This is a genomic window from Saccharopolyspora hattusasensis (assembly GCF_050972075.1).
In the GTDB taxonomy this organism is placed as follows: domain Bacteria; phylum Actinomycetota; class Actinomycetes; order Mycobacteriales; family Pseudonocardiaceae; genus Saccharopolyspora; species Saccharopolyspora hattusasensis.
Map to the genome: position 1 here is coordinate 7,051,891 of NZ_JBPCDC010000001.1, position 20,979 is coordinate 7,072,869.

The window sequence follows — 20,979 nt, forward strand, 5'->3', positions numbered from 1 at the left end:
TTTCATTGGCCACGGTGGCGGAGCGCCAGGCGCCCCAGTAGCTCGACACCGTAATAAAGGGCCAGGCCCACTATTGTCAGAAGCGTTAGATCGGCGAAGAGGAGAGAGGTCTGGAGATTGCCCTGGGTCACGATGAGGAGGTAGCCCAATCCGGCATTGCTGCCGACGAACTCCCCGACGATAGCGCCGACAATGGCAAAGGCGATAGCCAGCTGGAGCCCGGACAAGATAAAGGGGATCGCGGTCGGGAAGCGAAGGTAGCAGAACTGCTGCCACTTTGTGGCCCTCATCGATTGAAGCAGATGCAACGACCCTACTTCAACAGATTTCAGGCCTAGTGTGGCGTTCACGACCACCGGGAAGAACGCCATGACGAAGGCGATGATCGCGGATGTCGTCAGCCCAGTACCGATCCACACCACCATGAGGGGTGCAACCGCAACCTTGGGAATCACCTGGGACGCGACGAGAAGTGGGAACGCCGCGCTGCCGGCGACCGGCCACAAGACCATTAAAATCGCGAACGCAAGGCCGACAACCGCGCTGATCAGGAAGCCAGCGAGAGTCTCGACAAGAGTGACCCCCAAGTGCCTCATCAGTAGCGACCAGTTCTCCAGACAGGCCTCGGCTATCGTGCTCGGCGCGGGGAGAAGGAAGCGCGGGACGTCGAAGACGCGGACACTGGTCTCCCAGAGCCCGATGAGCAGCGCAATGAGAATCGTCGGCGCCACACCGGGCGTCTGAAGGCCGCCTGTTATTGCTCTGACGACACCCGTCCTAGGCGCAGTGACTCGGTCACGGTTCCGAGTGAGTGCCACCGTCTGCACCTCCAGCCGTAGAACGATCGTGCAGCACACCCAGCCGCTTGAAGATCTCCGTCACGTGTCCGACGCACCTGCCGAACTCGGCTGATTGCCGAATGTGCAGTCCTCGCGGTCGCTCCAGCTGTACCGCCACCTCCGTGTCGATGCGGCCTGGCCGTGCGGACATCACTAGGACTCGGTCAGACAGAAAGACGGCCTCGCTGATCGAATGGGTGACGAACACGACGGTCATCTCCGTGCGGTAGGCGATCTCCGCGAGATCCACCGAGATCTGGTCACGAGTCATCGCGTCCAACGCTGCGAACGGTTCGTCCATCAGCATAAGGCGCGGTCGGTGCAAGAGCGCCCGGCAAATACCGACACGCTGCCGCATTCCGCCCGACAGTTCTTTCGGGTACTTATCCTCGAAGCCCTCGAGGCCGACCTGGGCCAGCAACTCCAGCGCACGGCGTCGGGTCTGCACGGACCGCTCTCTGCGGACATCCGCTTGAAGGAGTACATTGTCCAGAACCGTTCGCCACGGCATAAGGAGGTCGCTCTGGAACACAACGCCCAATTCAGGATGCGGACTTGTTACCTCATCGCCGTCAATGCTGACGACCCCGCGGCTCGGCGCCTCAAGGCCTGCGATAAGGCGGAGCAGCGTGGTCTTCCCGCATCCACTCGGACCTAGTAGCGAAACAAACTCGCCGGGTTTGATGTCGAGAGTCGCCCCGTCCAGAGCGACAACTGTGCTGCGCCTGGTCTCGTACTCTTGGCGCACGCCGGCGCAAGAAACCGTTATGGGCTTCTGGGAAGGTGCGTCCGTCTTTTTTGTCAGAGTAGGCACTACTGAACCTTCTTAGGGAGGTAGTCATTGGTGAACATCGCAGTCGGCTCAACAGACCCGGTAGCGCCACCGAACGTCTTGAGGGTCGCGATGGTGTCCGACCACTTCGTCAAATCGTTGGTTCCCCATGCGGGATCATCGACGGGAGTCACCAAGGGCAGCCACAGCTCGAGCTGTGTTTCACAGGCCTTGACGCTGAGTGCCCCATCTGAAAGCGGCGCGATCTTGGCACACGCCGCCGCTGGATCCTCGATCGTTTTCTGCAGAGCCTCTCGGTAGGCCGCGAGGAAGTTGGTCGCCGCGTCCGGATGAGCCGAGAGGAACTGGTCGTTGGCAACAAACCCGTGATCGAGTGTGTCGACGCCCATCTCCGAGTAGGACTTACCGTGGGCTGGCTTCCCCTCTGCGACCGAGGAGCTGACGTAGTAATAAACCTGCCCGCTGATCGCGTCGACGTTGCCGGCCATCAGAGCGGCGAACTTGCCGTTGCCGGGGAGGTTCACAATCGTGACCTGGTCTTTTGCGATCCCGTTCTTCTCAAGGAACGCGCCGATGAGGGTCGAATCGGACCCGCCGGGCGTGCTTCCGATGCGGAGTCCGACTACGTCCTTGGCGGAGTTGAGTGTGGTGTCCTCAAGGACGGTGAGACCTTGGGAGTTCTTCGCCTGCACTGTTGCGATTGCCTTCGCAGGAAGACCCGAGAGTATCGACGCGGCAGAGGTCGAGAGATCGGCCCAGGCGATGTCGGACTGGTTCGTTCCGACCGCGAGCACGGCGTCCTTCGAACCAGCCGTGAAGCTCTGGCTGACGTTGACCCCGTGCTTCTCGAAGATGCCTTCTTCTTCCGCGAGAACGATGGGGGCGTGGTAGGCGATTAACGTGCTCCAGTCCAGCGACAGCCTGATGGTCGGATCCGATCCTTCATGGCCCGCTGGTTTGCTACCACACGCCGTCAGGCTCGCGATGAGAACGATCGCGACCGCCGCTGTTGTGATCTTGGTGAGCTTACTCCAATGCATGGCACCTCCCTGATCCGAAGCAACTTCTCGGCCACTCGGTGATGAAAACGTATTCATAGTGAGGCGCAGATGCCTCCGTAGGGGATGAAAACGTATCCATCGGATCCTGCACTACGCCCTTGTTGTCGTCAAGAGCCTCCTAGCGGTAGTGGCGTTGGGGTGGGATACCGCTAGCTAGTGAAGGTCGGCTGCTCCCGCGACTGCAACGAGTACGTAGCGTCGTGCTCCGCCCGAGGAATAGTCAAGACCTGTGGGTCAAGATTGTTTAGGCGCGGTGGGTGGAGCGTGGTCGTCGGGGCGTTCGAGGAGTTTGCCGCCCTGGAAGGGGCTCCCGCGCACACCAGGGCAACGAGTTGGGGTGCGTTGACCGCGCACCAGCGGGCCTCCGAGGTGCGCTGGCTTGCGGGAATTGGTGCTGCGGGAGCGCGCCGGGTTACCTTGACGGCTCCGACCGCGTCCTGCTGCGGCCCGCACCGCCCCGGCCGCCGGGTACCGTCGGGCGGCCACGCAAGCACGGCGGCGTGTTCACCGTCGCTTGTCCGGCCAGTCCTTGTTCAGCTCCCTCACTTTCTCGACGGCTACGTCGACGAGTCGTGCTTCGGGATCGACTTGCCCCAGTAGTCGCAACGCTACAGTGCGCTTGCCGATGCGCCGCTGTCCCATGATCAGGATCAGCTGGTGGCTCTTCCAGACCTGAACCAAGCGATTCCACTCTGGAGCGGCGATCGATGCATAGCACCGCTGAACTGCAGCGAGCTCTGATCGCAAGCCATGTTCCGATAGTACTTTTCCGAGGACTTGGTTGACCTCAACGTCGCCAGCAGCTTGTACGACCATGCTGTGAGCACCCGCTTGGACACTCATTCCTGCGGCGGTGGGTTCGTGACCTTCTCCCGGGACGGAGGTGTTCGCTTCTGCTTCGCTCGTACTGCCGATGGGGGTCGGAAACTGTTGGATTGGATCTCTGTAATTATCAGTGATCATCATGGTGTATGGTGATCTTGTGAGGCTATCGGAGTGGGCTGAACGGGAAGGTGTGCACTACCAAACCGCGTGGGCTTGGGCGAAGTCCGGTCGCATGCCGGTTCCGGTGGTGCAAACACCATCTGGGACGTGGCTCGTGCGCGAACATGACCGGCCCGCCGGGTTCACCGTCGCGTACTGCCGGGTGTCTAGCGCTGACCAGGAAGACGACCTCGAACGTCAAGCGGGTCGGGTCGTCGCCGCGTGTGGTGAACAGGGCATCTCAATCGATGAAACCGTGACCGAGGTCGGTTCTGGTCTGAACGGGAACCGGCCGAAGTTGCGGAAACTCCTCGTTGACCCACGGGTGTCCACGATCGTGGTGGAGCACCGCGACAGGTTGGCTCGTTTTGGTGTCGAACACCTGGAATCCGCCTTGGCCGCCACCGGACGTCGGATCGTCGTGCTCAACCCAGAAGAAGTGAAAGACGACCTCGTGCGGGACATGGTGGACGTGCTCACCTCGATGTGTGCACGCCTGTACGGGCGCGGGTCGGCACGCAAACGCGCGGAAGCGGGTGTGGCGTGCGCGACCGCTGAGGTCACTGGTCTGTGAGCATGGTGCATCAGGCGTACCGGTACGCGCTCGACCTCACGCCCACGCAGGAGCGTGCGGTGTTGTCGCACTGCGGGGCGGCGCGGGTGGCCTACAACTGGGCGTTGGCTGGGGTGAAGGCGAACCTGGACCAGCGCACCGCCGAACGCACCTACGGCATCGGCGAAGATCAGCTCACGCCGTCGTTGAACTGGTCCCTGGCTGGTCTTCGGCGCGCCTGGAACGCCACCAAGGACGAGGCGGCTGCGTGGTGGCCGGAAAACTCCAAAGAGTCCTACAACACCGGACTGGACAACCTGGCTCGTGCGTTGAAGAACTGGAACGACTCCCGCAGCGGCAAGCGCGTGGGCCGAAAGGTCGGGTTTCCGCGGTTCAAGTCCAAGCACCGGTCAGCATTGTCAGTGCGGTTCACCACCGGAACCATCCGCATCGAACCGGACCGGCACCACGTCACACTTGCCAGGCTGGGGACGCTCAAGACGCACGAGTCCACCCGCAAGCTCGCCCGGCGTATCGAAACGGGAACCGCACGCATCTTGTCGGCCACTGTGCGGTTCGAGGGTGGACGCTGGTTCGTCGCTTTCACCTGCGAAGTCCAACGCAGCGAGACGAAACCCGCTGATCCTGCCGTGACCGTGGGAGTGGATCTCGGGATCTCGCACCTCGCGGTGTGCTCGCGACCAGTTCCGGGTGTCACCGACGAGCAGGGGTCCGTGGGCAACCCGGAACACCTGCGCAAGGCTCAGAAAAAGCTGCGCAGGTGGTCTGGCACGGTGTCGCGTCGGCAAGGACCGGGCAAACGTACGGGACAGAAGGCGTCGAATCGGTGGAAACGTGCCAACCGGCGTCGCAACCGAATCCATCACCGCGTGACCAACCTGCGGCGCGACGGGATCCACAAGCTCACTGCCGGACTCGCCGCCCACATCGGCACCGTGGTGGTCGAAGACCTGGGCGTGTCAGGGATGTTGGCCAACCGGAAGTGAGCGCGCGCCATCAGCGATGCCGGGTTCGCCGAGATCAGGAGGCAACTCGACTACAAAACCAGCTGGCACGGCGGCCGGCTGGTTGTCGCTGACCGGTGGTTTCCGTCCAGCAAAACATGTTCGGCCTGTGGTGTGGTGAAAGCCAAGCTACGCCTCTCGGACCGGGTGTTTCGCTGCGACAACACCGCGTGCGGCCTGGTCATCGACCGTGACCTGAATGCCGCACACCCCTCTTTGCCAGACTGATGTGAGACACCTCGTGTGAGTGCGGTGTTCCTGACCGAGGGCGGGATCGGAGATCCTGGTGCACGTGTCCACACCATCTGACAAGCAGCCCGACCCGTCACCGCTGGCGGGTCCGGGCGACCCAGCACCGCGCCCGTCCCGCCGGGTGTTCAGCCCGGAGTACAAGCTGGCGATCGTCACCGAGTACGAGAACGCACCCAACGGCGAGAAAGGCGCCATCCTGCGTCGCGAGGGCCTGTACTCCTCCCACGTCATCGAATGGACACGGGCACGTGACGCCGGAGTCCTGACTAACCGACCAGCATAGGCAACGACTTCAGCGAAGCGACCGAAGAAGTCCGCCGAACAGCTCGAATTAGAGAAACTCCGCCGCCAGAACGAGAAATTGAAATCCGACCTCGCGAAGACCCGGATGGCGCTGGACATGTGTCCATTCATGGCTTGGGTTGAGCTGGGGTTGGTGGGGCGTGTCTGGCTTGATCTTGTTGGCTTGATCGTCGATCATTGTGGCCGTGTCCGTACCGCCCGAGCAGCCTGCGCCGTCGTATGAGCAGCTTGCGGAATTGGTGACGGCGCTGTCGGCCGAGGTGGCGGCACTGCGGGCGGAGAACGCGGAGCTGAAGCGCAGGTTGGGGATGGATTCGACGAATTCCTCGACCCCGCCGTAGCAGGATTCGCTTGCGGCCAAGGGGAAACGCCGCGCGCAGCGCTCACAGCGGGTGCGATCGAAGGACCGTAAGCCGGGCGGCCAACCCGGGCATCCGGGCTCGGGTTTGCAGCGCGCGGTGAAGCCGGATCGCAGTGAGACCGCGCCCGAGCCTGCGTAGTGTTCGGGCTGTGGCACGGATCTGGCAGAGGCGCGGGATGCGGGGATGTCTTGGACGCAGGTCTGGGATACCCCGCCGATCCGGCTGCAGCGGGTGCAGTACCGGCTGCCGAAGCGGCAGTGTGGCGGTTGCGGGAAGACCACGACCGCGGCGGTTCCTTTCGGGCAGGCCGGGGCGGTGTGCTACGGGCCGAACGTTAACGCCGCGGCGGTCCTGCTGTCCTCGACCGGGAATGTGCCGGTGGAGCGCACCGCGAGTCTGATGGAAGCGTTGCTTTCCGCTCCGGTGTCGACCGGGTTCGTCGCCCGCGCGCACGAACGTGTCGCCGAGCGGCTGGATCAGGCAGGCTTCGATGAGGCGATGCGTGCCGTGCTGGCCGCCGAACCGGTGTTGTGCGCGGACGAAACACCGGTCAACATCGCGTACCCCGACACTGGCGAGGACGGCCAACCGGTCCCCGGCGCCCCACATGTGGTCTGTGTGCGCACCCCGGATGAACGGCTGGTGTGGTACCGGGAACTGCCGGCACGCACCAAAAAAGCGCTGCGCACCCTCGGGCTTTTCAACGATTACACCGGGTATCTCGTGCGCGATGATTACACCGCCTGGCATCAGTTCGACGCCCGGCTGGCCGGGGTCCAGCAGTGTGTGGCGCACCTGTTCCGCCACCTGCAAGGCGTTCTCGACCTGCACCTCACCCAGCAGGGATGGGCGGCAACGGTCCGCAAGGTGCTGCGCGAAGCGCACACCGCCGTCGCCGACGCCCACGCGGCCGGGGCCGATCGCCTCGACCCCGACCTGCTGGCCGATCTGCGTGCCCGCTACGACAAGGCCGTCGCTTGGGGAATCGCCACCAACCGCTACCGCGACTGGGACAAAGGCAACCACCCTGGCTACAACCTCGCCACCCGACTGGCCGGCAAAGCCAACCAAGTCTGGCTGTTCACCAGGGTGTTCGCGGTGCCCTGGACAAACAACGCCTCCGAGCAAGCGCTGAAAAGCCCGAAATTGCACCAGAAAGTCTCCGGCTACTGGCACACCCTGGCCACCCTGGCCCGGTTCTGCCGAGTCCGTTCCTACCTGACCAGCGCCACCAATCATGGGCGACGCGCCATCGACACAATCCATGCCGCCCTCACCGGCAACCCCTGGATGCCACCAGTCACCCCAGCCTGACCACAAAGATCAAACCGCCCAGCGTCCTGTCCAGCCCTGAATGGACACCCCGAACCAGCGGTCGTGCGTGTCTTGGGCCAGCTTCAGGTACCAGTCCCGGTGCCGCTTCTGAAATTCACCTTCACGACCTTCTGCACACAACGCCTCGCGGCCGTACTGGCGAATGGTTTCCAGCAATCGGTATCGAACTACGCCGTCGCGTTCGTCACGGCTGATGACGGACTTGTCCAGCAGGCCGGCTACCGCTGTGAGCATGTCCCGTCCCGGCAGAGCGGCGTCGGAGCAGACGTTCTCGGCCGCGTCGATGTCGAAGCTTTCGGCGAACACCGACGCTCGGCTCCAGAGGGCTCGTTCCTGTTGGGTGCAGAGCTGGAAGCTCCAGTCGATCGATGCGCGAAGTGTCTGGTGCCGGGGGAGCGCGGCGCGGTTGCCGGACGTGAGCATGTTGAACCGGTCGTTCAGGCGCTGCAGGAGTTGCGCGGGTGAGAGGATTCGGAGGCGCGCGACAGCGAGTTCGATTGCCAAGGGGATTCCGTCCAGTCGTCTGCACAGGCCTGTTACTGCTTGGCCGTTGTGCTCGTCGATTTCGAAGTGTGGCACCGCAGCGGCCGCTCGGTCCTCGAAGAGTTTGATCGCCTCGAATGCGCGCAATGCCTCAGCGGGCCGTGGTGCGTCGTCGGACGGGAAGCGGAGGGTCGAGACTGGTTGAATGAGCTCTCCGGTAATGCCCAGTGCTTGTCGGCTTGTGGCCAGAACTCTCAGGTCCGGGCACCGTCGCAGCAGGGTCGCCACGAGACGGCTGTACGTGTCCAGCAGGTGCTCGCAGTTGTCCAGAACGAGCAGAAGTCGCCGGTCCGCCAGCTTTCCAGCCAGTGTGTCCGGAGTCCAGCGGGTGTACTGATCCTGGAGCTCCAGGGAGGTCACGACCGCCTGAGACACCAGGCCACCGTCTTCGAGACCTGCGAGTTCCACCACGTATACGCCGTCGGGAAACGACCGCCGCATTTCCCATGCGGCCCGCATCGCAAGCCGGGTTTTGCCGACGCCGCCAACGCCGGTGAGTGTCACCAACCGGAACGCCGACAGCCCTTTCCGGACCTTGCTCAGCTCGGTTCGCCGTCCGATGAAACCGGGCAGGTCGGCGGGCGCGAAGGCCTGGGGATCTCGTACGCGCCGTGGCATGGTGGCTCATCCGTTTGTTCGGTCTTCTCGACGCTTAACCCAACGATAACGGTGGCGCCGGCGCTCAGCCGTGTGGCGCTTCCGCCACATCGCGAGGACTGGGGCTTCGATTGGGCTAGGTCGTCGGGGCGATGAGCATGAGTCCGGAGTTGCCCGTGTTACCAGAGCGAACGCTGGGAAGATCAGCACGTCCATAGCTACCACCTTGGCCAGGTACACGGGCTTGCGTCCGAACCCGTCCAACACGGCGCCGAACATTTGGCATCGATCCGCGCACATCCCTGCTAGCCGGTCACCGGCGGACGGCTCACCCTTCACGAGGCTGGTCCCCCTGGGGATGGCCGGAGCGCATGGGGCTACCGCAGGGTCTGTGCAAAGTTGACCTGTCCGGTTTAGGTCGTTTCGGGTAGTAGGTTCAATCGTCACGGCTGCGTCGGTGCAGGATTCCGCTGGCGGGAAACAAGTTCTGGACCATCTGGCTGCTGAGCATCCAAGCGTGTCGACGACGTGGGTGGATGGCGGTTACAACACGTCCGTCATATCTTATGGTGCGCAACGAGATATCGAGGTCGATGTCGTCAAACGCCCTACTTCCAAGGGATTTCACGTGTTACCCCGCCGCTGGGTAGTGGAGCGCACCCTGGGCTGGCTGATGCAACACCGCCGACTCGTGCGTGACTATGAGGCCCTGCCCCGGCGTTCACGCACGATGACCCTCTGGGCGATGACTAACATAATGAGCCGCTCGCTGGCCGGAGAATCCACCCAAACCTGGCGAAACGATCCACGCAAAATGGGCATAATAGCCTAAATGGAGATCAAATGCCCTCTAAGAGACTGTTGGGTAACTGGGTGGTTACGCAGCGATGTTGGTTTCGGCGGTGAGTCGGCGGGCGGCTTCGCGTTCGGTGGCGTTGGACCACCGGATGCTCTGGCCGGCGAGCCGGGTGGCCATGAGGCGGATCATCGCGAGTTTGATCATGTTTTCGGAGTTCGCGGTCAGGCGTTCGTAGTCGCGGGCGAGGCGACGGTTGCGGATCAGCCACCCAAAAGTTCGTTCGACCACCCACCTACGTGGTAGCACCTGGAACCCCTTGACATCGTCGCTGCGTTTGACGATTTCCAGTACCAGTCCGAGTTTTTCCTTCGCCCAGGCCAGCAGGCCGTTGACGACGGAGTTGGCGTATCCGCCATCGGCCCACACCAGAGCGATCGAGGGGAACCGGGCCGCCAGGCGTCGCAGGATCTCGCGCCCGCCGCGCTCCGCGCGGTCCTGCACCGATGCGGAGGTGACCATGACGACCAGCAGCAGGCCGAGGGTGTCCACGACCAGGTGCCGTTTGCGGCCTGTCGTTTTCTTGCCCATATCGAACCCGCGTTCCTGCCCTCCCTCGCTGCTTTTGATGGACTGGGCGTCGAGCACGGCCGCCGACGGGTCCGCCGTGCGTCCGGCCTGGCGCCGAACCTGATCGCGCAGCGCGTCGTGGACACGGTCGATCGTGCCGTCGGCACTCCAGTCCCGAAACCAGCGATAGGCCGCGTCCCAGGGCAGCAGATCACGGGGAATCATCCGCCACTGACAACCCGAACGCAGCACGTAGAAGATCCCGTCCAGCACCAGGCGATCGTCGTATTTCCTTGCCATACCGCCCTTTCGGCGGTCTCGTACCGGCATCAACGGCTCCAGGACCGCCCACACCTCATCGGTCAGACTGGACGGATAACATGGGCGGCGATCATCCCCGCCGGTATCGCAGTTGCACACACAACAAGATCACGGCGGGGATGATCTCTTTGTCATCTCGACACACCGACCGTGATCAACATCACGCCACGCTCAGTGTCGCCCCAGTTACCCAACAGTCTCTAAGGCACGCCGTGCGCCTCGTCCGAGGCTCCCTGTGGAGGCGCACGGCGTGCCTTCGCGGTCAGCAGTGGGGGCTCACCTTGACCTCCCGCACCGGGGCGGGCGAGTTCCGGCTGCGCAGTGCGCGGATTTGGCCGTTGATGACGACCCCGGCGATACCGGTGATGTCGCCTCGGCCGAGTGCCTGTATGGGGTGTGCGGCGGGTCCGCCGACGGGTTCCTGCACCAGCAGCAGGTCGGCGGGTCGCTGCTCTTCGAGGATGCCTTCGTCTCGGCGCAGGACTCGGGCGGCGTTGCCGGTGGCGTAGGCGATGACGTCGGTGGGCGCCATGCCGCCGATGGATGATAGTTCGGCGATGGTCTTGATGATCGCCATCGGCATCACCCCGGTGCCCGAGGGGGTGTCCGATCCGAGGATCACCCGGTCGAGGGCATCGTTCTCGGCTGCCATGCGCTGGATGTTCAGGCTCGCGGAGAGGTTTCCGGCCTGGACCAGCTGCAGTGCGGCGGTGGAGTCGGTGACGAGAAGCTTGACCTCGTCCTCCGGAAGGCTGGTGGTGCCTCCGTTGATGTGTCCGGCGATGTCAGGGCTCATGGCGAGGAGGTCGTCCACGGTGATCGGGGCGACACCGGGAACGGATGAGGCCCCGCCGGAGTGGGACATCACCACGAATCCGGCCTCCTGTGCCCAGCGCACGTGGGGGACGGCGTCTTTCGGGACGCGGAATCCGCCGAAGCCGACCTTCATCAGCCAGATGCCCTGTCGGGCGAGTTCGGCGTAGTCGCTTTCCTCCATGTATGGGCCGGTCATCAGGGAGCCGCCGTGGATGCGCACTCCGCCGGGGCGGTTGAGCGTGAAGGAGCGGTTGGCAGCGACGGCGACGGCTTTGACGCCGTCGCGGTCCATGGGACGGCCGGGGAAGTGCACTTCACCGGCGGACATCATGGAGGTGACGCCGCCGTGCATGTAGCTTTCGATGAACCCGACGGTGTTCTGCTTGGGGTTGAAGTCGCCGATCGCGAAGTGGGTGTGCGTGTCGAAAAGGCCGGGCAGCGCGACGGCGCCGTGCGCGTCGATGGTCACGTCGGCATCGGCGTCGGCGGCGGCGCCCATCTCGAGGATGTGGCCGTTTTCGACGAGGATGGTCTCGACCTCGCGGAGGGGGTCGCCGAGGCGTCCGGTGACGGCGCCTCGGAGGTTTGTGATCAGTAGCCTGCCTGTGGCGGGGCCGAAGTGGCCTTCGGCGTATGTCTCATCCCACGTCATAGATTCCACCTTTCTATCGGTTGTTGTTGCGGGTGCTTTGGAGGAGGGGCGGGTCGGGCCGCGCGAGTTCGTCCTGTTTCAGTGCAAGGCGACGGTCAGTTCGACCTCGACCGGGCTGTCTTTGGGGAGCACCGCGACGCCGACCGCGGACCGGGTGTGAACGCCATCGGCCCCGAAGGCTGCCTTCAGCAGTTCGCTTGCCCCGTCGATGACCGCGGACTGGGAGGTGAATGCGGGGTCGCTGGCCACGAACCCGGTAAGCTTCGCTACCCGGGCGATTCGGCCTAGGTCGCCGAGCATCGTCGCAAGAGCTGCCAGGGCGTTCAGCGCACACCGCGCGGCCTGCTCGCGGGCGGTATCGGGCGAGATCAGACCGGGACCGTCGCCTACTTTCCCAGTGGCCTCGAGTTTCCCGTCGACGAGCGGAAGCTGACCGGAGGTGAACGCGAGCTGCCCGGTCTGGAGCGCCGGTGTGTACGCCGCGAGCGGGGCAGGAGGGGCCGGCAGAGTGAACCCTGCGTCCGCGAGTGCTTGGACGATGTCGCCGTGTCGATTGGTGTTCATAAGTGGACCTCCTGTGAGATTGCCGCTTCGGATGTGTGGCCTGAGGATTCCCTGGCAAGCGTCACCGACACGACGGTGATGATCAGCATCGCCGCGACGTACACGGCGATCGGGATCCAGGTCTGGAAGCGGCCGTACAGGGCGACGGCGATGATCGGTGCGAGTGCGCCGCCGAAGATGCCCGACAGCTGGAAGCCGAGGGACGCGCCGCTGTAGCGGACGTTCGCGGGGAACAGTTCGGTGGTGAACGACGCCAGCGGGCCGTACATCGCAGCCCAGCACAGCATCCCGACGAAGTCAGCCACCAACAGGCTTGCGAGGTTCCCGGTCTCCAGGAGGGGGAAGAACGCTAACACCCACACCAGGGCTCCGACGGCCCCACCCAGGTACACCGGTCGGCGTCCCAGCTTGTCGGACAGCGCGCCGAATGCGGGGATGAGCACGAGCATCGCCGCGGCCGACAACAGCACGACGAGCATGGCGGTCGGCTCCGGGATCTTGACCATCTGGGTCAGGTAGGTGACGATGAACAGCACGAAGATGTAAAACGCGACATCAGTACCGATGCGCGACCCGGTCGCGATGAGCAGTTCCCGCCGCTGGGTACGGAGCACCTCGACGATGGGGAGCTTCACCCGCTTTCCCTCGGCGGCGAGCCTCTCGAACTCCGGGGACTCGGTGACGTGGAGCCGGATCCATAGGCCGATGGCGATGAGGACCGCGCTGAGCAGGAACGGCACGCGCCATCCCCACGCCAGGAAGGCATCGTCCGAGGTCACCGCGAGCATGAGGGCGAGTGTTCCGTTGGCCAGGAGCAGTCCCAGGGGCACGCCGATCTGGGGCCAACTTGCGGCCAGGCCGCGTCGTCTCGGGTCGCCGTGTTCGAGCGACATGAGCACGGCGCCGCCCCATTCACCGCCAAGACCGAAACCCTGGATGAACCGGAGGACGGTCAACGTGATCGGCGCGAACAAGCCGATCGAGTTGTAGTCCGGGATCAGACCTATCAGGACCGTGGAGACGCCCATGATCATCAGAGTGATCACGAGAACGAGTTTTCGGCCGATCCGGTCGCCGTAGTTGCCGAACACGATCGCGCCGATCGGGCGGGCGATGAAACCGACGGCGAAGCTGCCGAATGCCAGTAGCGTGCCGGTAAGTGGGTCGGCGCTGGGGAAGAACAGGTGGTTGAACGCAAGCGTCGCCGCTGTACCGTAGAGGAAGAAGTCGTACCACTCCAGTGCCGTACCGACGATGCTTCCCCCGGTGGCGCGCCACCTTTCCTTGTGGCTCAGGAAAGTCTCTGCTCGTGAAGATGTCATGCGTGCCTTCTCCTTCGAACGCCGTCCGCTCTGACAGACGTCCACGTCGAGCAGCCTGCTGTCCCATCAGAGGCTGCACGGCGCCGCGACCTGCGTGGCGGTATGAAGCATCTTCTGCGCCCTCTGAGATCAAAGCCAGAGCATGCTTTCTTGTGTATCTCAAACTGGTGCTTATACTTTGGAGATGTTAGATACCCAGCGCCTGCTCACCTTCGAGGCTGTCGTCCGCACCGGCACGTTCGCTGCCGCCGCTCGTGAGCTCGGGTACACGCAGCCGGGTGTCAGCCAACAGATGCGCGCGCTCGAACGCGAACTGCACACCACCCTCTTCGCGCGCGAAGGACGCGGACTGCGACTCAGCGAACAAGGGGAGGTTCTCGCCTCGCGCGTAACCAGCTTGCTATCGGAGATCAGATCCACCGAAGAGCACATCGCCGCGGTCAACCGCCTGCGCGACGGGCGGGTGAAGGTGTGCGCATTCCCAAGCGCCAACGCCACCCTCGTCCCAGCGGCAATCTCGAAGCTCCGTTCAAACCACCTCGGGATCGAGATCGAGCTCTTCGAAGCGGAGCCTCCGGACTCCCTTGCGGGCCTGCGGTCCGGCGCCTACGACATCGTCGTCGCGTTCCGCTACGACGACCAGGAACACCAAGATGACGACGACGCCGTCTCAATCGCCTTGCTGGAGGAACCGCTGGTCCTGCTGCTCCCTGACGACCACCCCCTCGCTCGTCGTCGCCAGATTCAACTCGCCGACCTGCGTGAGGAACGCTGGGTGGCCGGCTGCGTCCGCTGCCGCAAGGCGTTCTTAGCCGCGTGCGAGGACGCAGGCTTCACGCCACGCATCGACATCACGACCGACGACAACCTTGCCGTACAGAGCTATGTCGTCTCCGGACTCGGCCTGGCGGCGATGCCCGAGATGGTCCAGTCCTTCGTCCGACACCCGAAACTGCGCATACGCCCACTCTTGCCAGAACGCAAAAGGATCGTCACGGCGACGATCCTAAAAACCAACCGTCGCTCACCAGCGGTCGAGCACATGCTCAGCTCTCTACTGTCGGCTGCGTCCGACATCCTCGCCAACACTGATGACACATAACGGATCGTTTGGCTATATCGGGAAACTCTTGCTGGACGTTTGCTCACGGCGTTCTCAGACTGAGCATGGGCGCGAACGGGACTTCCTTTGGCGCTCGGAACACAGCGTGAGAAGCGAGGTCTACGTGGACACCAAGCTCGACATCCGGTCTGACATTGCGGCAGAGCAGAGCCGTCGTGCCTGGGCGACCAGTGCTCTCGAACTCATCAGAGCCGAAAAGACACGCGGGACACACACGCCCCTCGTTCCGTTCTCTCTCCCTGTGTTCGGCGAGATCGACGTCTACCTGAAGGACGAGTCATCACATCCGACCGGGAGCCTGAAGCATCGCCTCGCGCGGTCCCTCTTCGTCCACGCGCTGTGCAGCGGCGACATCGGTCCGGACACCCCAATCATCGAAGCATCCAGCGGATCAACCGCTGTCAGCGAGGCCTACTTCGCCCGCATCATCGGCGTCCCTTTCATCGCCGTTGTCCCCCGTACCACCAGCCAGGAAAAGATCGACCTCATCGAACGCTACGACGGCCAATGCCGGCTGGCCGAGGACTCAACTCAAGTCGTCACCGAAGCCCAGCGACTCGCCGCCGCCCGCGGCGGGTATTTCATGGACCAGTTCACCTTCGCCGCCCAAGCGACGAACTGGCGTTGCGACAACATCGCCGAGGAACTCTTCGAGCAAATGCGCAACGAACCCCACCCACTTCCGCAATGGGTGGTCGTCGGCGCCGGCACCGGCGGCACAAGCACGACCATCGCCCGCTTCGCACGCTACAACGGATTCCACAGCCGTCTCACCATCGTTGACCCCGAGGGATCAGCCTTCTACGACGGATGGCGGATGAAGGACACGACGATCACCACAACCACCCCATCGCGGATCGAAGGGATCGGCAGGACCCGGGTCGAACCGTCATTCTTCCCCCACCTCGTGGACGAGGTCCTGCAGGTACCCGACGCAGCATCCGTCGCCGCGATGCGATGGGTATCCGAACAACTCGGCCGACGAGTCGGTGCATCCACCGGCACAAACATCTGGGGCACGATCCAGCTCGCACAGCGCATGAACCAAGACGCCACCCCCGGAAGTATCGTCTCACTGATCTGCGATGCCGGATCGCGCTACACCTCGACCTACTACAACGACGCCTGGCTCACCGACAACGGCATCAACATCGCCCCCTACACTGCCGCGCTCCGCCGATTCGAGAGGACTGGGACACTCGCCGTCGACTGACCAACCTGCCATACCGTGGAGCGCCCGAGAGAGAAGAAGCGCCCTCTCTCGCCGAGGCCGACACGGTGCACGCCGGCTGAGCATGACCTTGATTCGCGGGACCCGCATGCTGGGGCAGAGCAACTGCATCCTCGACGCCATCCCCCTTGGCGATACGAACTCCTCGCCTTCCTGCACTCTTCGGGAGCACCCCTCAGCCGATCACGGAACTCGCACGTCGCTGCGAGTGTCGGCAGCAGCGAGGTGGACCGCCCCTTCCATCCCCCGCCAACGGCGGTTTCGAAAGAACGGATCACAGCCACCGGTGCAGCTTCTTCTGGATCTCCAGTACCCGTGCCTCGGCATCTTCGAGCATCGGCCACGGATCATCGATATTCACCCATGCACTCCTGGCATTCCAGTTCGAACGCTGCGGACTCGCTGCCGTCCTTGGCCCTGTGAGCGGCTTTCCCGCTCTCCGTGACGGGGCGTGACTCCCGCGACTGTCGGGTCGGGGGAGGCGGCGGACACGGGTCCGCTACTAATAGATAACCCTTGAGTTCCCGGAGGGATGTTCCGTCGTCGGGCGGCCTGGACCAGGCTGTTCTTGCTCGTTCGGGTGGTTGGTTCGTGTTCTGACTCAACTTCAGGTTCCGTGAGCCGATGTCACGTCTGTTGATGTTCTTGCGGTCGAGCTGAAGTCGGGGAGGCGTGGTGGGGCTTGCGGTCGTGCGGGATCTGCGCGAGATGCGCGAGCCGTTGGGCCCGGAGGAGATCGCGCGGTTCGAGACCGATGTGTTCGCCGGGTTCGTGTTGGCCCGCTCGGCGGCAGGCTTGGCCGATAACACGATCCGTTCGGATGTCTGCCATCTGGAGCAGGTGCGTGCGTGGTTCGGCCGACCGTTGTGGGACCTGCAACCGTCCAACGTGGACTCCTATTTCGGCACGGTGCTGCGGGCGGTGCCGCCCAACACGCGGATGGCGCGGGCGCAGGCGATCAGGACGTATTTCGAGTTCGTCGAGCTGCGGCACAAGGTGGAGATCCACAACCTGACCGGCCGGGTCGTGGAATGCCCGATCGACGAGGTGAACCGACCCCGCGGCCGACGCGAGGCGAAACTGCGGATCCCGCCGTCCGCTGAGCAGATCAGGACGCTGTTCGCCGGGTGGCGCGGCGAGCTGGCGACCTGCCGCAAGTTCGCTCCCACCGCGCGTAACTACGCCGCCGCCCGGCTGATGTCGGAGGTGGGGTTGCGGATCAACGAGGTGCGCCACTTGGATTTGGCCGACATCAAGTGGGACCTGGGCCCGTTCGGCAAACTCCATGTCCGACACGGCAAAGGCGCCCGCGGCTCCGGGCCCCGGGAACGCATGGTGCCGCTGATCAATGACGCGGGCCGGACCCTGCGGTGGTTCGTCGAGGACGTGTGGTGCCAGCTCGGTGACGACCCTGCCCGGCTGGGCGCTCCGTTGTTCTGCTCCGAACGCAAGAACGCCGACGGGACCGGTGCCAGGGTGGGCAACGAGGTGCTGAGGGCCGGGTTGGCTACGGCCGCCGCCGAGCACCTGCCGGACTGGTCGGACCGGTTGACACCGCATGTCCTGCGGCACTTCTGCGCCAGCGAGCTCTACCTGGGCGGCATGGACTTGATCGCCATCCAAGCGACGCTCGGGCACGCCTGGATCGCCACAACTATGAATTATGTTCATGTTCATCGGACGCATGTCGAGGACGCATGGCTGGCCGGGCAGCAGCGGGCCGCGCAACGGCTGAAGGGACTGAGCATATGAGGTGGAACCTGCGGCTGGCTGCCGCCAACCGTGGTATCTGGAAGGCCAGCGAGCTGCAACGGATGCTCGCCGAGCACGGCCTGATGATCAGCGCTGGGAAGATGTCCGGGCTGTGGTCGGGCAGCCCGGCCAGCGTCAAACTCGACGAGCTGAACATCATCTGCGCAGTCCTTGGTTGCGGTGTCGAGGTGTTGCTCATCCCAGAGCCCGACAAGGTCGACCGGCCCGCCCCGCAAGGCGAGTCGACCGCTGCGACCGGTACCAGCGGCGCCGCCGGTGTGACGGTCACGCCGAAACGCCGGGACGGCCGCTCGCTGCCGCCCATGTGAGCCGCGTGGTCACCATGCCCCAACGCCGACACGCGATCGACAAGACGGCGGAAAGCTGCCCCACCTGCCTGGCCTGGGGCGTGCTGTATGGCGGATATTGCCGCGCCTGCTACGACTTCCGCCGCCGCCATGCCCCCGGCCGCTGCGCGGTCTGCGGCCGGCACGTGCCGCTGAAGCACGGCTATTGCAGGCTGTGCTGGTTGCAGGCCGGGGTACTGGCCGACGATCCTCACGTCGTCACCGACGCCGACCTGGCCACGGTCACCTGCCACCAGCTGGCCTTCGCCGGCATGACCAAGATGCGCGGCCCACGCTCCGGAGTGCGCCAGCGCGCTGGCCAGCGAGCCCAGACCAGTGCACGAGTCACCGACCTCGTGCTGGCTGCGCCCCGGCCCGCCGATGGCGGGCAACTGCAACTGCACCTGCCCGGCCCGCAGCGAGCCTTCGGCTGGGAGTTGCACGCCGAATTGGCCAACCCGGTCCTGGTCCGGGTGCGGCGGATCGCCGACCAGCTGGGGCAGGCGCACGGCTGGAACCCCAAGCTGGTCGCCGAGCTGGGCCGGGCACTGGTCATCCTGCTGTCCGGACATGCCGAGGGCGAAGCGTTCCGCTACTCGCAGCTGGTTGACATCCTGCATCGCTACGGCGTCAGCATCGACCGTGTCGCCGAGGTCCTGGATCGGGCGGACCTGTTCGTTGACGACCGCGTCCCGGCGTTCCAGCACTGGCTGGACGGCAAGCTCGCCGAACTCGCGCCCGGCATCGCCGCCGACGTCCACGACTGGGTGCGCACTCTGCACCACGGCGGGCCGCGCAGCCTGCCCCGCAAGATGGGCACGACCCGCCGCTACGTGCGCGCCGTCCACCCCGTGCTCGTGGACTGGTCCGCCCGCTATGCCCACCTGCGCGAGGTCACCGTCGCCGACGTCGCCGCCGTGATCGAAGCCCTGCAAGGACATCGCCGTCGGCAAGCCGTCACCGGGCTGCGGTCGTTGATGCGGCACTGCAAGAAGACCGGCACCATCTTCGCCAACCCTGCCGCTCGACTCCGGGACCGCAGCAACCGCGACGACCCAGTGATCCTTCCCTTGTCTCCCAACGAAATCGACGACGCTACGCAGGCCGCGACCACCCCCGCCGCCCGGCTCACCCTGGCGCTGGCCGCAGTGCACGCCGCCCGCCCCGACGCCATCCGCAAGCTCCGGCTCGACGACGTCGACCTCGGCAACCGGCAGCTCACCATCGCCACGGTGACCCGACCGATGGACCAGCTGACCTACCGTCTCTTGCTCGACTGGCTCACCTACCGGCGTGACCGTTGGCCCCACACCGCCAACCCCCACCTGATCATCAACAAGCAGACCGCGAACACGACCCGGCCGGTCAGCGACAACGCGCTCACCGGTCCGTTCCGTCGCCGAGCCGCCACACTGGAGGCCCTGCGCGTCGATCGCCAACTCGACGAAGCCCTCACCCACGGGCCGGACCCTCTCCACCTGGCCGCCGTGTTCGGGCTCGACGAGACCACCGCCATCCGATACAGCGCCGCCGCCCGTAATCTCCTGCACAGCGCCCACCACGACACCGTGGGTTGAGCACGAACCCAAGGGTCCAACCGCCCCACACAGCCCGAACACCCTTGGGTTCCCGCTGAGAATCCCTCAGTTCGCCTGAACTCCGGGCAGAGCTCCGCCCGCCCTCCGAACCGCTCGTGCAGTTTTCCCGCAAGCGGCTCTCAATGGATGTAGCCCTTCTGGCGGTAGTAGTCGCGCATACTTGGAATCAGTTGCAGAAGGTTGACCAGACCGTATTCACCGTAGAGGCGTGTCTCCGGCAGCGTGCGCCATCCGGCGTTCCGCCATCGTTTGAACCGCCATCCCCAAATTCGTCGCACAATCCACATGTTGAGTCGATTGAACAACCTGCGCACGTTCGCGCGCCGATAATACATGCCCCATCCCCGGATCACCGGGTTCAGCATGTCGGCGGGAGCGACCCAGATCGCGCGCCGGACGATCTTGCCGTTGCTGCGGTCGATCTCGACGTGGTGCTCACTGCCCGGCTTGGCGGGTGGCAAAACGGTGGTGATCGCCGCGAGCAGCGCGGGCTGGTTGCCTTTCACGGTGAGGGCGTAGGCACCACCTCGCTCTCACAGACGATGTGGGCCGCGGTGGCGTGCTGGGCATGCGCGGCATCCCCGGTGACCACCACATTGGTCAGGTCCACGTCTTTGAGCAGCGCGGCCACTTGCGTGATCTCGTTGGTGTCATGGGGGATACGCCGCTGTGCGATCACGACCGCCTCCTCGTGCAGCAACGCGGAGAACAGCTTGATCTCGCTACCCTCGGCACCGCCGGGAGCGATGGTGTTCCGCACGACCTTGCCGTCCATGGCCACCGCAACCACCCCCGCATCAGCGCCCTCACCGGAGCCGCTGGAGCCGTCCGCCCGACGGGCAAACGCTGCCGCCATAGCCTGCTCCCGCATCCATTGACATACCCGTGCATCGGCGGCGTCGGCGTCGATATCGTGGGCCAGCCGACGCATCGTCGGCTCGCTGGGCACTACATACCGACCGGTCACCGGATGCAGGCGGCACCCGGCGGCTGCCAACAACACCACTGGCAGATCCACTGCCTGATCAGCGATCTCCCGAAAGTTGCGGGCACCGGCCAACACCGCGAACACCATCACCGACAGCACCGCACCAATCGTGTGCCGAACACCCCGCGGATCACGCGGATCAGGCACACCAGCAAGCAGCTCAACCAGCAACCCAACCGCGGACAAACCGGTCTCCAGCAGTGGATCCGGCCGCTCAGCAACGGCTAACACGGGCGACGAACACGAGACGTG

The 20,979-nt window shown here is 64.5% G+C and carries 22 protein-coding genes and 1 pseudogene; 11 read left to right on the forward strand and 12 right to left on the reverse strand.

Annotated features, from left to right (window positions below; genetic code table 11):
• Window positions 1–2: 2 nt before the first annotated feature.
• The 4 genes from ACRXBZ_RS33970 to ACRXBZ_RS33985 form a co-directional block, all read right to left on the reverse strand.
• A complete protein-coding gene (locus ACRXBZ_RS33970; RefSeq protein WP_433882550.1) occupies window positions 3–818 on the reverse strand; it encodes an ABC transporter permease in 816 nt (271 codons plus the stop codon).
• On the reverse strand, window positions 796–1,653 hold the full coding sequence (locus ACRXBZ_RS33975) for an ABC transporter ATP-binding protein (protein ID WP_433882551.1): 858 nt from the start codon (window positions 1,651–1,653) through the stop codon (window positions 796–798). The genes ACRXBZ_RS33970 and ACRXBZ_RS33975 overlap by 23 nt, the downstream gene beginning before the upstream one ends.
• Entirely contained in the window at window positions 1,653–2,672 is a 1,020-nt protein-coding gene (locus ACRXBZ_RS33980; RefSeq protein ID WP_433882552.1) for an ABC transporter substrate-binding protein, read from the reverse strand. The genes ACRXBZ_RS33975 and ACRXBZ_RS33980 overlap by 1 nt, the downstream gene beginning before the upstream one ends.
• 525 nt (window positions 2,673–3,197) lie before the next feature.
• Window positions 3,198–3,509, reverse strand: coding sequence for a hypothetical protein (locus tag ACRXBZ_RS33985; RefSeq protein WP_433884171.1), 312 nt, complete (start codon window positions 3,507–3,509; stop codon window positions 3,198–3,200).
• Between the two features lie 166 nt (window positions 3,510–3,675).
• On the opposite strand from ACRXBZ_RS33985, the gene ACRXBZ_RS33990 reads away from it, so the two are divergent.
• The 4 genes from ACRXBZ_RS33990 to ACRXBZ_RS34005 all read left to right on the forward strand — a co-directional run bounded on the left by ACRXBZ_RS33990 (window position 3,676) and on the right by ACRXBZ_RS34005 (window position 5,790).
• A complete protein-coding gene (locus ACRXBZ_RS33990; RefSeq protein WP_433882553.1) occupies window positions 3,676–4,251 on the forward strand; it encodes an IS607 family transposase in 576 nt (191 codons plus the stop codon).
• Between the two features lie 2 nt (window positions 4,252–4,253).
• Window positions 4,254–5,237 carry an IS607 family element RNA-guided endonuclease TnpB gene (gene tnpB, locus ACRXBZ_RS33995; RefSeq protein WP_433884054.1) on the forward strand — a complete coding sequence of 328 codons (984 nt, stop codon included), beginning with the start codon at window positions 4,254–4,256 and terminating at the stop codon, window positions 5,235–5,237.
• 33 nt (window positions 5,238–5,270) lie between these two features.
• Window positions 5,271–5,483, forward strand: coding sequence for a zinc ribbon domain-containing protein (locus tag ACRXBZ_RS34000; protein ID WP_433884055.1), 213 nt, complete (start codon window positions 5,271–5,273; stop codon window positions 5,481–5,483).
• A gap of 64 nt (window positions 5,484–5,547) precedes the next feature.
• Window positions 5,548–5,790, forward strand: coding sequence for a hypothetical protein (locus ACRXBZ_RS34005; RefSeq protein ID WP_433882554.1), 243 nt, complete (start codon window positions 5,548–5,550; stop codon window positions 5,788–5,790).
• Window positions 5,791–5,838: 48 nt separating this feature from the next.
• Here the strand turns inward: ACRXBZ_RS34005 and ACRXBZ_RS34010 are convergent, their stop codons facing one another.
• Window positions 5,839–6,171: a hypothetical protein gene (locus tag ACRXBZ_RS34010; RefSeq protein WP_433882555.1), complete on the reverse strand. Its 333-nt coding sequence runs from the start codon at window positions 6,169–6,171 to the stop codon at window positions 5,839–5,841.
• A gap of 151 nt (window positions 6,172–6,322) precedes the next feature.
• Here ACRXBZ_RS34010 and tnpC point away from each other — a divergent pair.
• Window positions 6,323–7,486 (forward strand): annotated as a pseudogene (tnpC, locus tag ACRXBZ_RS34015) (IS66 family transposase); the annotation flags it as partial.
• Window positions 7,487–7,495: 9 nt separating this feature from the next.
• On the opposite strand, the gene ACRXBZ_RS34020 reads toward tnpC, so the two are convergent.
• Window positions 7,496–8,668: an ATP-binding protein gene (locus ACRXBZ_RS34020; protein WP_433882556.1), complete on the reverse strand. Its 1,173-nt coding sequence runs from the start codon at window positions 8,666–8,668 to the stop codon at window positions 7,496–7,498.
• 418 nt (window positions 8,669–9,086) lie between these two features.
• On the opposite strand from ACRXBZ_RS34020, the gene ACRXBZ_RS34025 reads away from it, so the two are divergent.
• Entirely contained in the window at window positions 9,087–9,479 is a 393-nt protein-coding gene (locus ACRXBZ_RS34025) for a transposase (protein WP_433884056.1), read from the forward strand.
• Between the two features lie 45 nt (window positions 9,480–9,524).
• Here the strand turns inward: ACRXBZ_RS34025 and ACRXBZ_RS34030 are convergent, their stop codons facing one another.
• The 4 genes from ACRXBZ_RS34030 to ACRXBZ_RS34045 all read right to left on the reverse strand — a co-directional run bounded on the left by ACRXBZ_RS34030 (window position 9,525) and on the right by ACRXBZ_RS34045 (window position 13,688).
• Window positions 9,525–10,433 carry an IS5 family transposase gene (locus ACRXBZ_RS34030; RefSeq protein WP_433877464.1) on the reverse strand — a complete coding sequence of 303 codons (909 nt, stop codon included), beginning with the start codon at window positions 10,431–10,433 and terminating at the stop codon, window positions 9,525–9,527.
• 163 nt (window positions 10,434–10,596) lie between these two features.
• Window positions 10,597–11,802 (reverse strand): amidohydrolase family protein, encoded by a 1,206-nt coding sequence (locus tag ACRXBZ_RS34035; RefSeq protein ID WP_433882557.1) that lies wholly within the window; start codon window positions 11,800–11,802, stop codon window positions 10,597–10,599.
• Window positions 11,803–11,880: 78 nt separating this feature from the next.
• The gene (locus ACRXBZ_RS34040; protein ID WP_433882558.1) at window positions 11,881–12,366 is read right to left on the reverse strand and encodes a RidA family protein; all 486 of its coding nucleotides are present in this window, start codon (window positions 12,364–12,366) and stop codon (window positions 11,881–11,883) included.
• Entirely contained in the window at window positions 12,363–13,688 is a 1,326-nt protein-coding gene (locus ACRXBZ_RS34045; RefSeq protein WP_433882559.1) for an MFS transporter, read from the reverse strand. Before ACRXBZ_RS34045 ends, ACRXBZ_RS34040 begins: the two co-directional genes overlap by 4 nt.
• A 184-nt stretch (window positions 13,689–13,872) precedes the next feature.
• Here ACRXBZ_RS34045 and ACRXBZ_RS34050 point away from each other — a divergent pair, with 184 nt between their 5' ends.
• The 5 genes from ACRXBZ_RS34050 (at window position 13,873) to ACRXBZ_RS34070 (ending at window position 19,718) form a co-directional block, all read left to right on the forward strand.
• Entirely contained in the window at window positions 13,873–14,790 is a 918-nt protein-coding gene (locus tag ACRXBZ_RS34050; RefSeq protein ID WP_433882560.1) for a LysR family transcriptional regulator, read from the forward strand.
• A 124-nt stretch (window positions 14,791–14,914) separates the two neighbouring features.
• Entirely contained in the window at window positions 14,915–16,024 is a 1,110-nt protein-coding gene (locus ACRXBZ_RS34055; protein ID WP_433882561.1) for a PLP-dependent cysteine synthase family protein, read from the forward strand.
• A 693-nt stretch (window positions 16,025–16,717) separates the two neighbouring features.
• Window positions 16,718–17,794 carry a tyrosine-type recombinase/integrase gene (locus ACRXBZ_RS34060; RefSeq protein WP_433877503.1) on the forward strand — a complete coding sequence of 359 codons (1,077 nt, stop codon included), beginning with the start codon at window positions 16,718–16,720 and terminating at the stop codon, window positions 17,792–17,794.
• Window positions 17,791–18,123 carry a helix-turn-helix domain-containing protein gene (locus ACRXBZ_RS34065; protein WP_190818330.1) on the forward strand — a complete coding sequence of 111 codons (333 nt, stop codon included), beginning with the start codon at window positions 17,791–17,793 and terminating at the stop codon, window positions 18,121–18,123. The genes ACRXBZ_RS34060 and ACRXBZ_RS34065 overlap by 4 nt, the downstream gene beginning before the upstream one ends.
• A gap of 5 nt (window positions 18,124–18,128) precedes the next feature.
• The gene (locus tag ACRXBZ_RS34070) at window positions 18,129–19,718 is read left to right on the forward strand and encodes an integrase (RefSeq protein WP_433877504.1); all 1,590 of its coding nucleotides are present in this window, start codon (window positions 18,129–18,131) and stop codon (window positions 19,716–19,718) included.
• Window positions 19,719–19,858: 140 nt separating this feature from the next.
• On the opposite strand, the gene ACRXBZ_RS34075 is transcribed toward ACRXBZ_RS34070, so the two are convergent.
• On the reverse strand, window positions 19,859–20,245 hold the full coding sequence (locus ACRXBZ_RS34075; RefSeq protein ID WP_433882562.1) for a group II intron maturase-specific domain-containing protein: 387 nt from the start codon (window positions 20,243–20,245) through the stop codon (window positions 19,859–19,861).
• Complete coding sequence (locus ACRXBZ_RS34080) at window positions 20,242–20,913, reverse strand: transposase family protein (RefSeq protein ID WP_433882563.1); 672 nt, start codon at window positions 20,911–20,913, stop codon at window positions 20,242–20,244. The genes ACRXBZ_RS34075 and ACRXBZ_RS34080 overlap by 4 nt, the downstream gene beginning before the upstream one ends.
• Window positions 20,914–20,979 lie beyond the last annotated feature (66 nt).

What these genes read in the sequence shown, in the direction of transcription:
- ACRXBZ_RS33980 (WP_433882552.1), bottom strand. Translation starts at nt 2,672, where the DNA reads ATGCATTGGAGTAAGCTCACCAAGATCACAACAGCGGCGGTCGCGATC.
- ACRXBZ_RS33985 (WP_433884171.1), bottom strand. Translation starts at nt 3,509, where the DNA reads ATGGTCGTACAAGCTGCTGGCGACGTTGAGGTCAACCAAGTCCTCGGA.
- tnpB (WP_433884054.1), top strand. Translation starts at nt 4,254, where the DNA reads ATGGTGCATCAGGCGTACCGGTACGCGCTCGACCTCACGCCCACGCAG.
- ACRXBZ_RS34020 (WP_433882556.1), bottom strand. Translation starts at nt 8,668, where the DNA reads ATGCCACGGCGCGTACGAGATCCCCAGGCCTTCGCGCCCGCCGACCTG.
- ACRXBZ_RS34035 (WP_433882557.1), bottom strand. Translation starts at nt 11,802, where the DNA reads ATGACGTGGGATGAGACATACGCCGAAGGCCACTTCGGCCCCGCCACA.
- ACRXBZ_RS34040 (WP_433882558.1), bottom strand. Translation starts at nt 12,366, where the DNA reads ATGAACACCAATCGACACGGCGACATCGTCCAAGCACTCGCGGACGCA.
- ACRXBZ_RS34045 (WP_433882559.1), bottom strand. Translation starts at nt 13,688, where the DNA reads ATGACATCTTCACGAGCAGAGACTTTCCTGAGCCACAAGGAAAGGTGG.
- ACRXBZ_RS34050 (WP_433882560.1), top strand. Translation starts at nt 13,873, where the DNA reads ATGTTAGATACCCAGCGCCTGCTCACCTTCGAGGCTGTCGTCCGCACC.
- ACRXBZ_RS34065 (WP_190818330.1), top strand. Translation starts at nt 17,791, where the DNA reads ATGAGGTGGAACCTGCGGCTGGCTGCCGCCAACCGTGGTATCTGGAAG.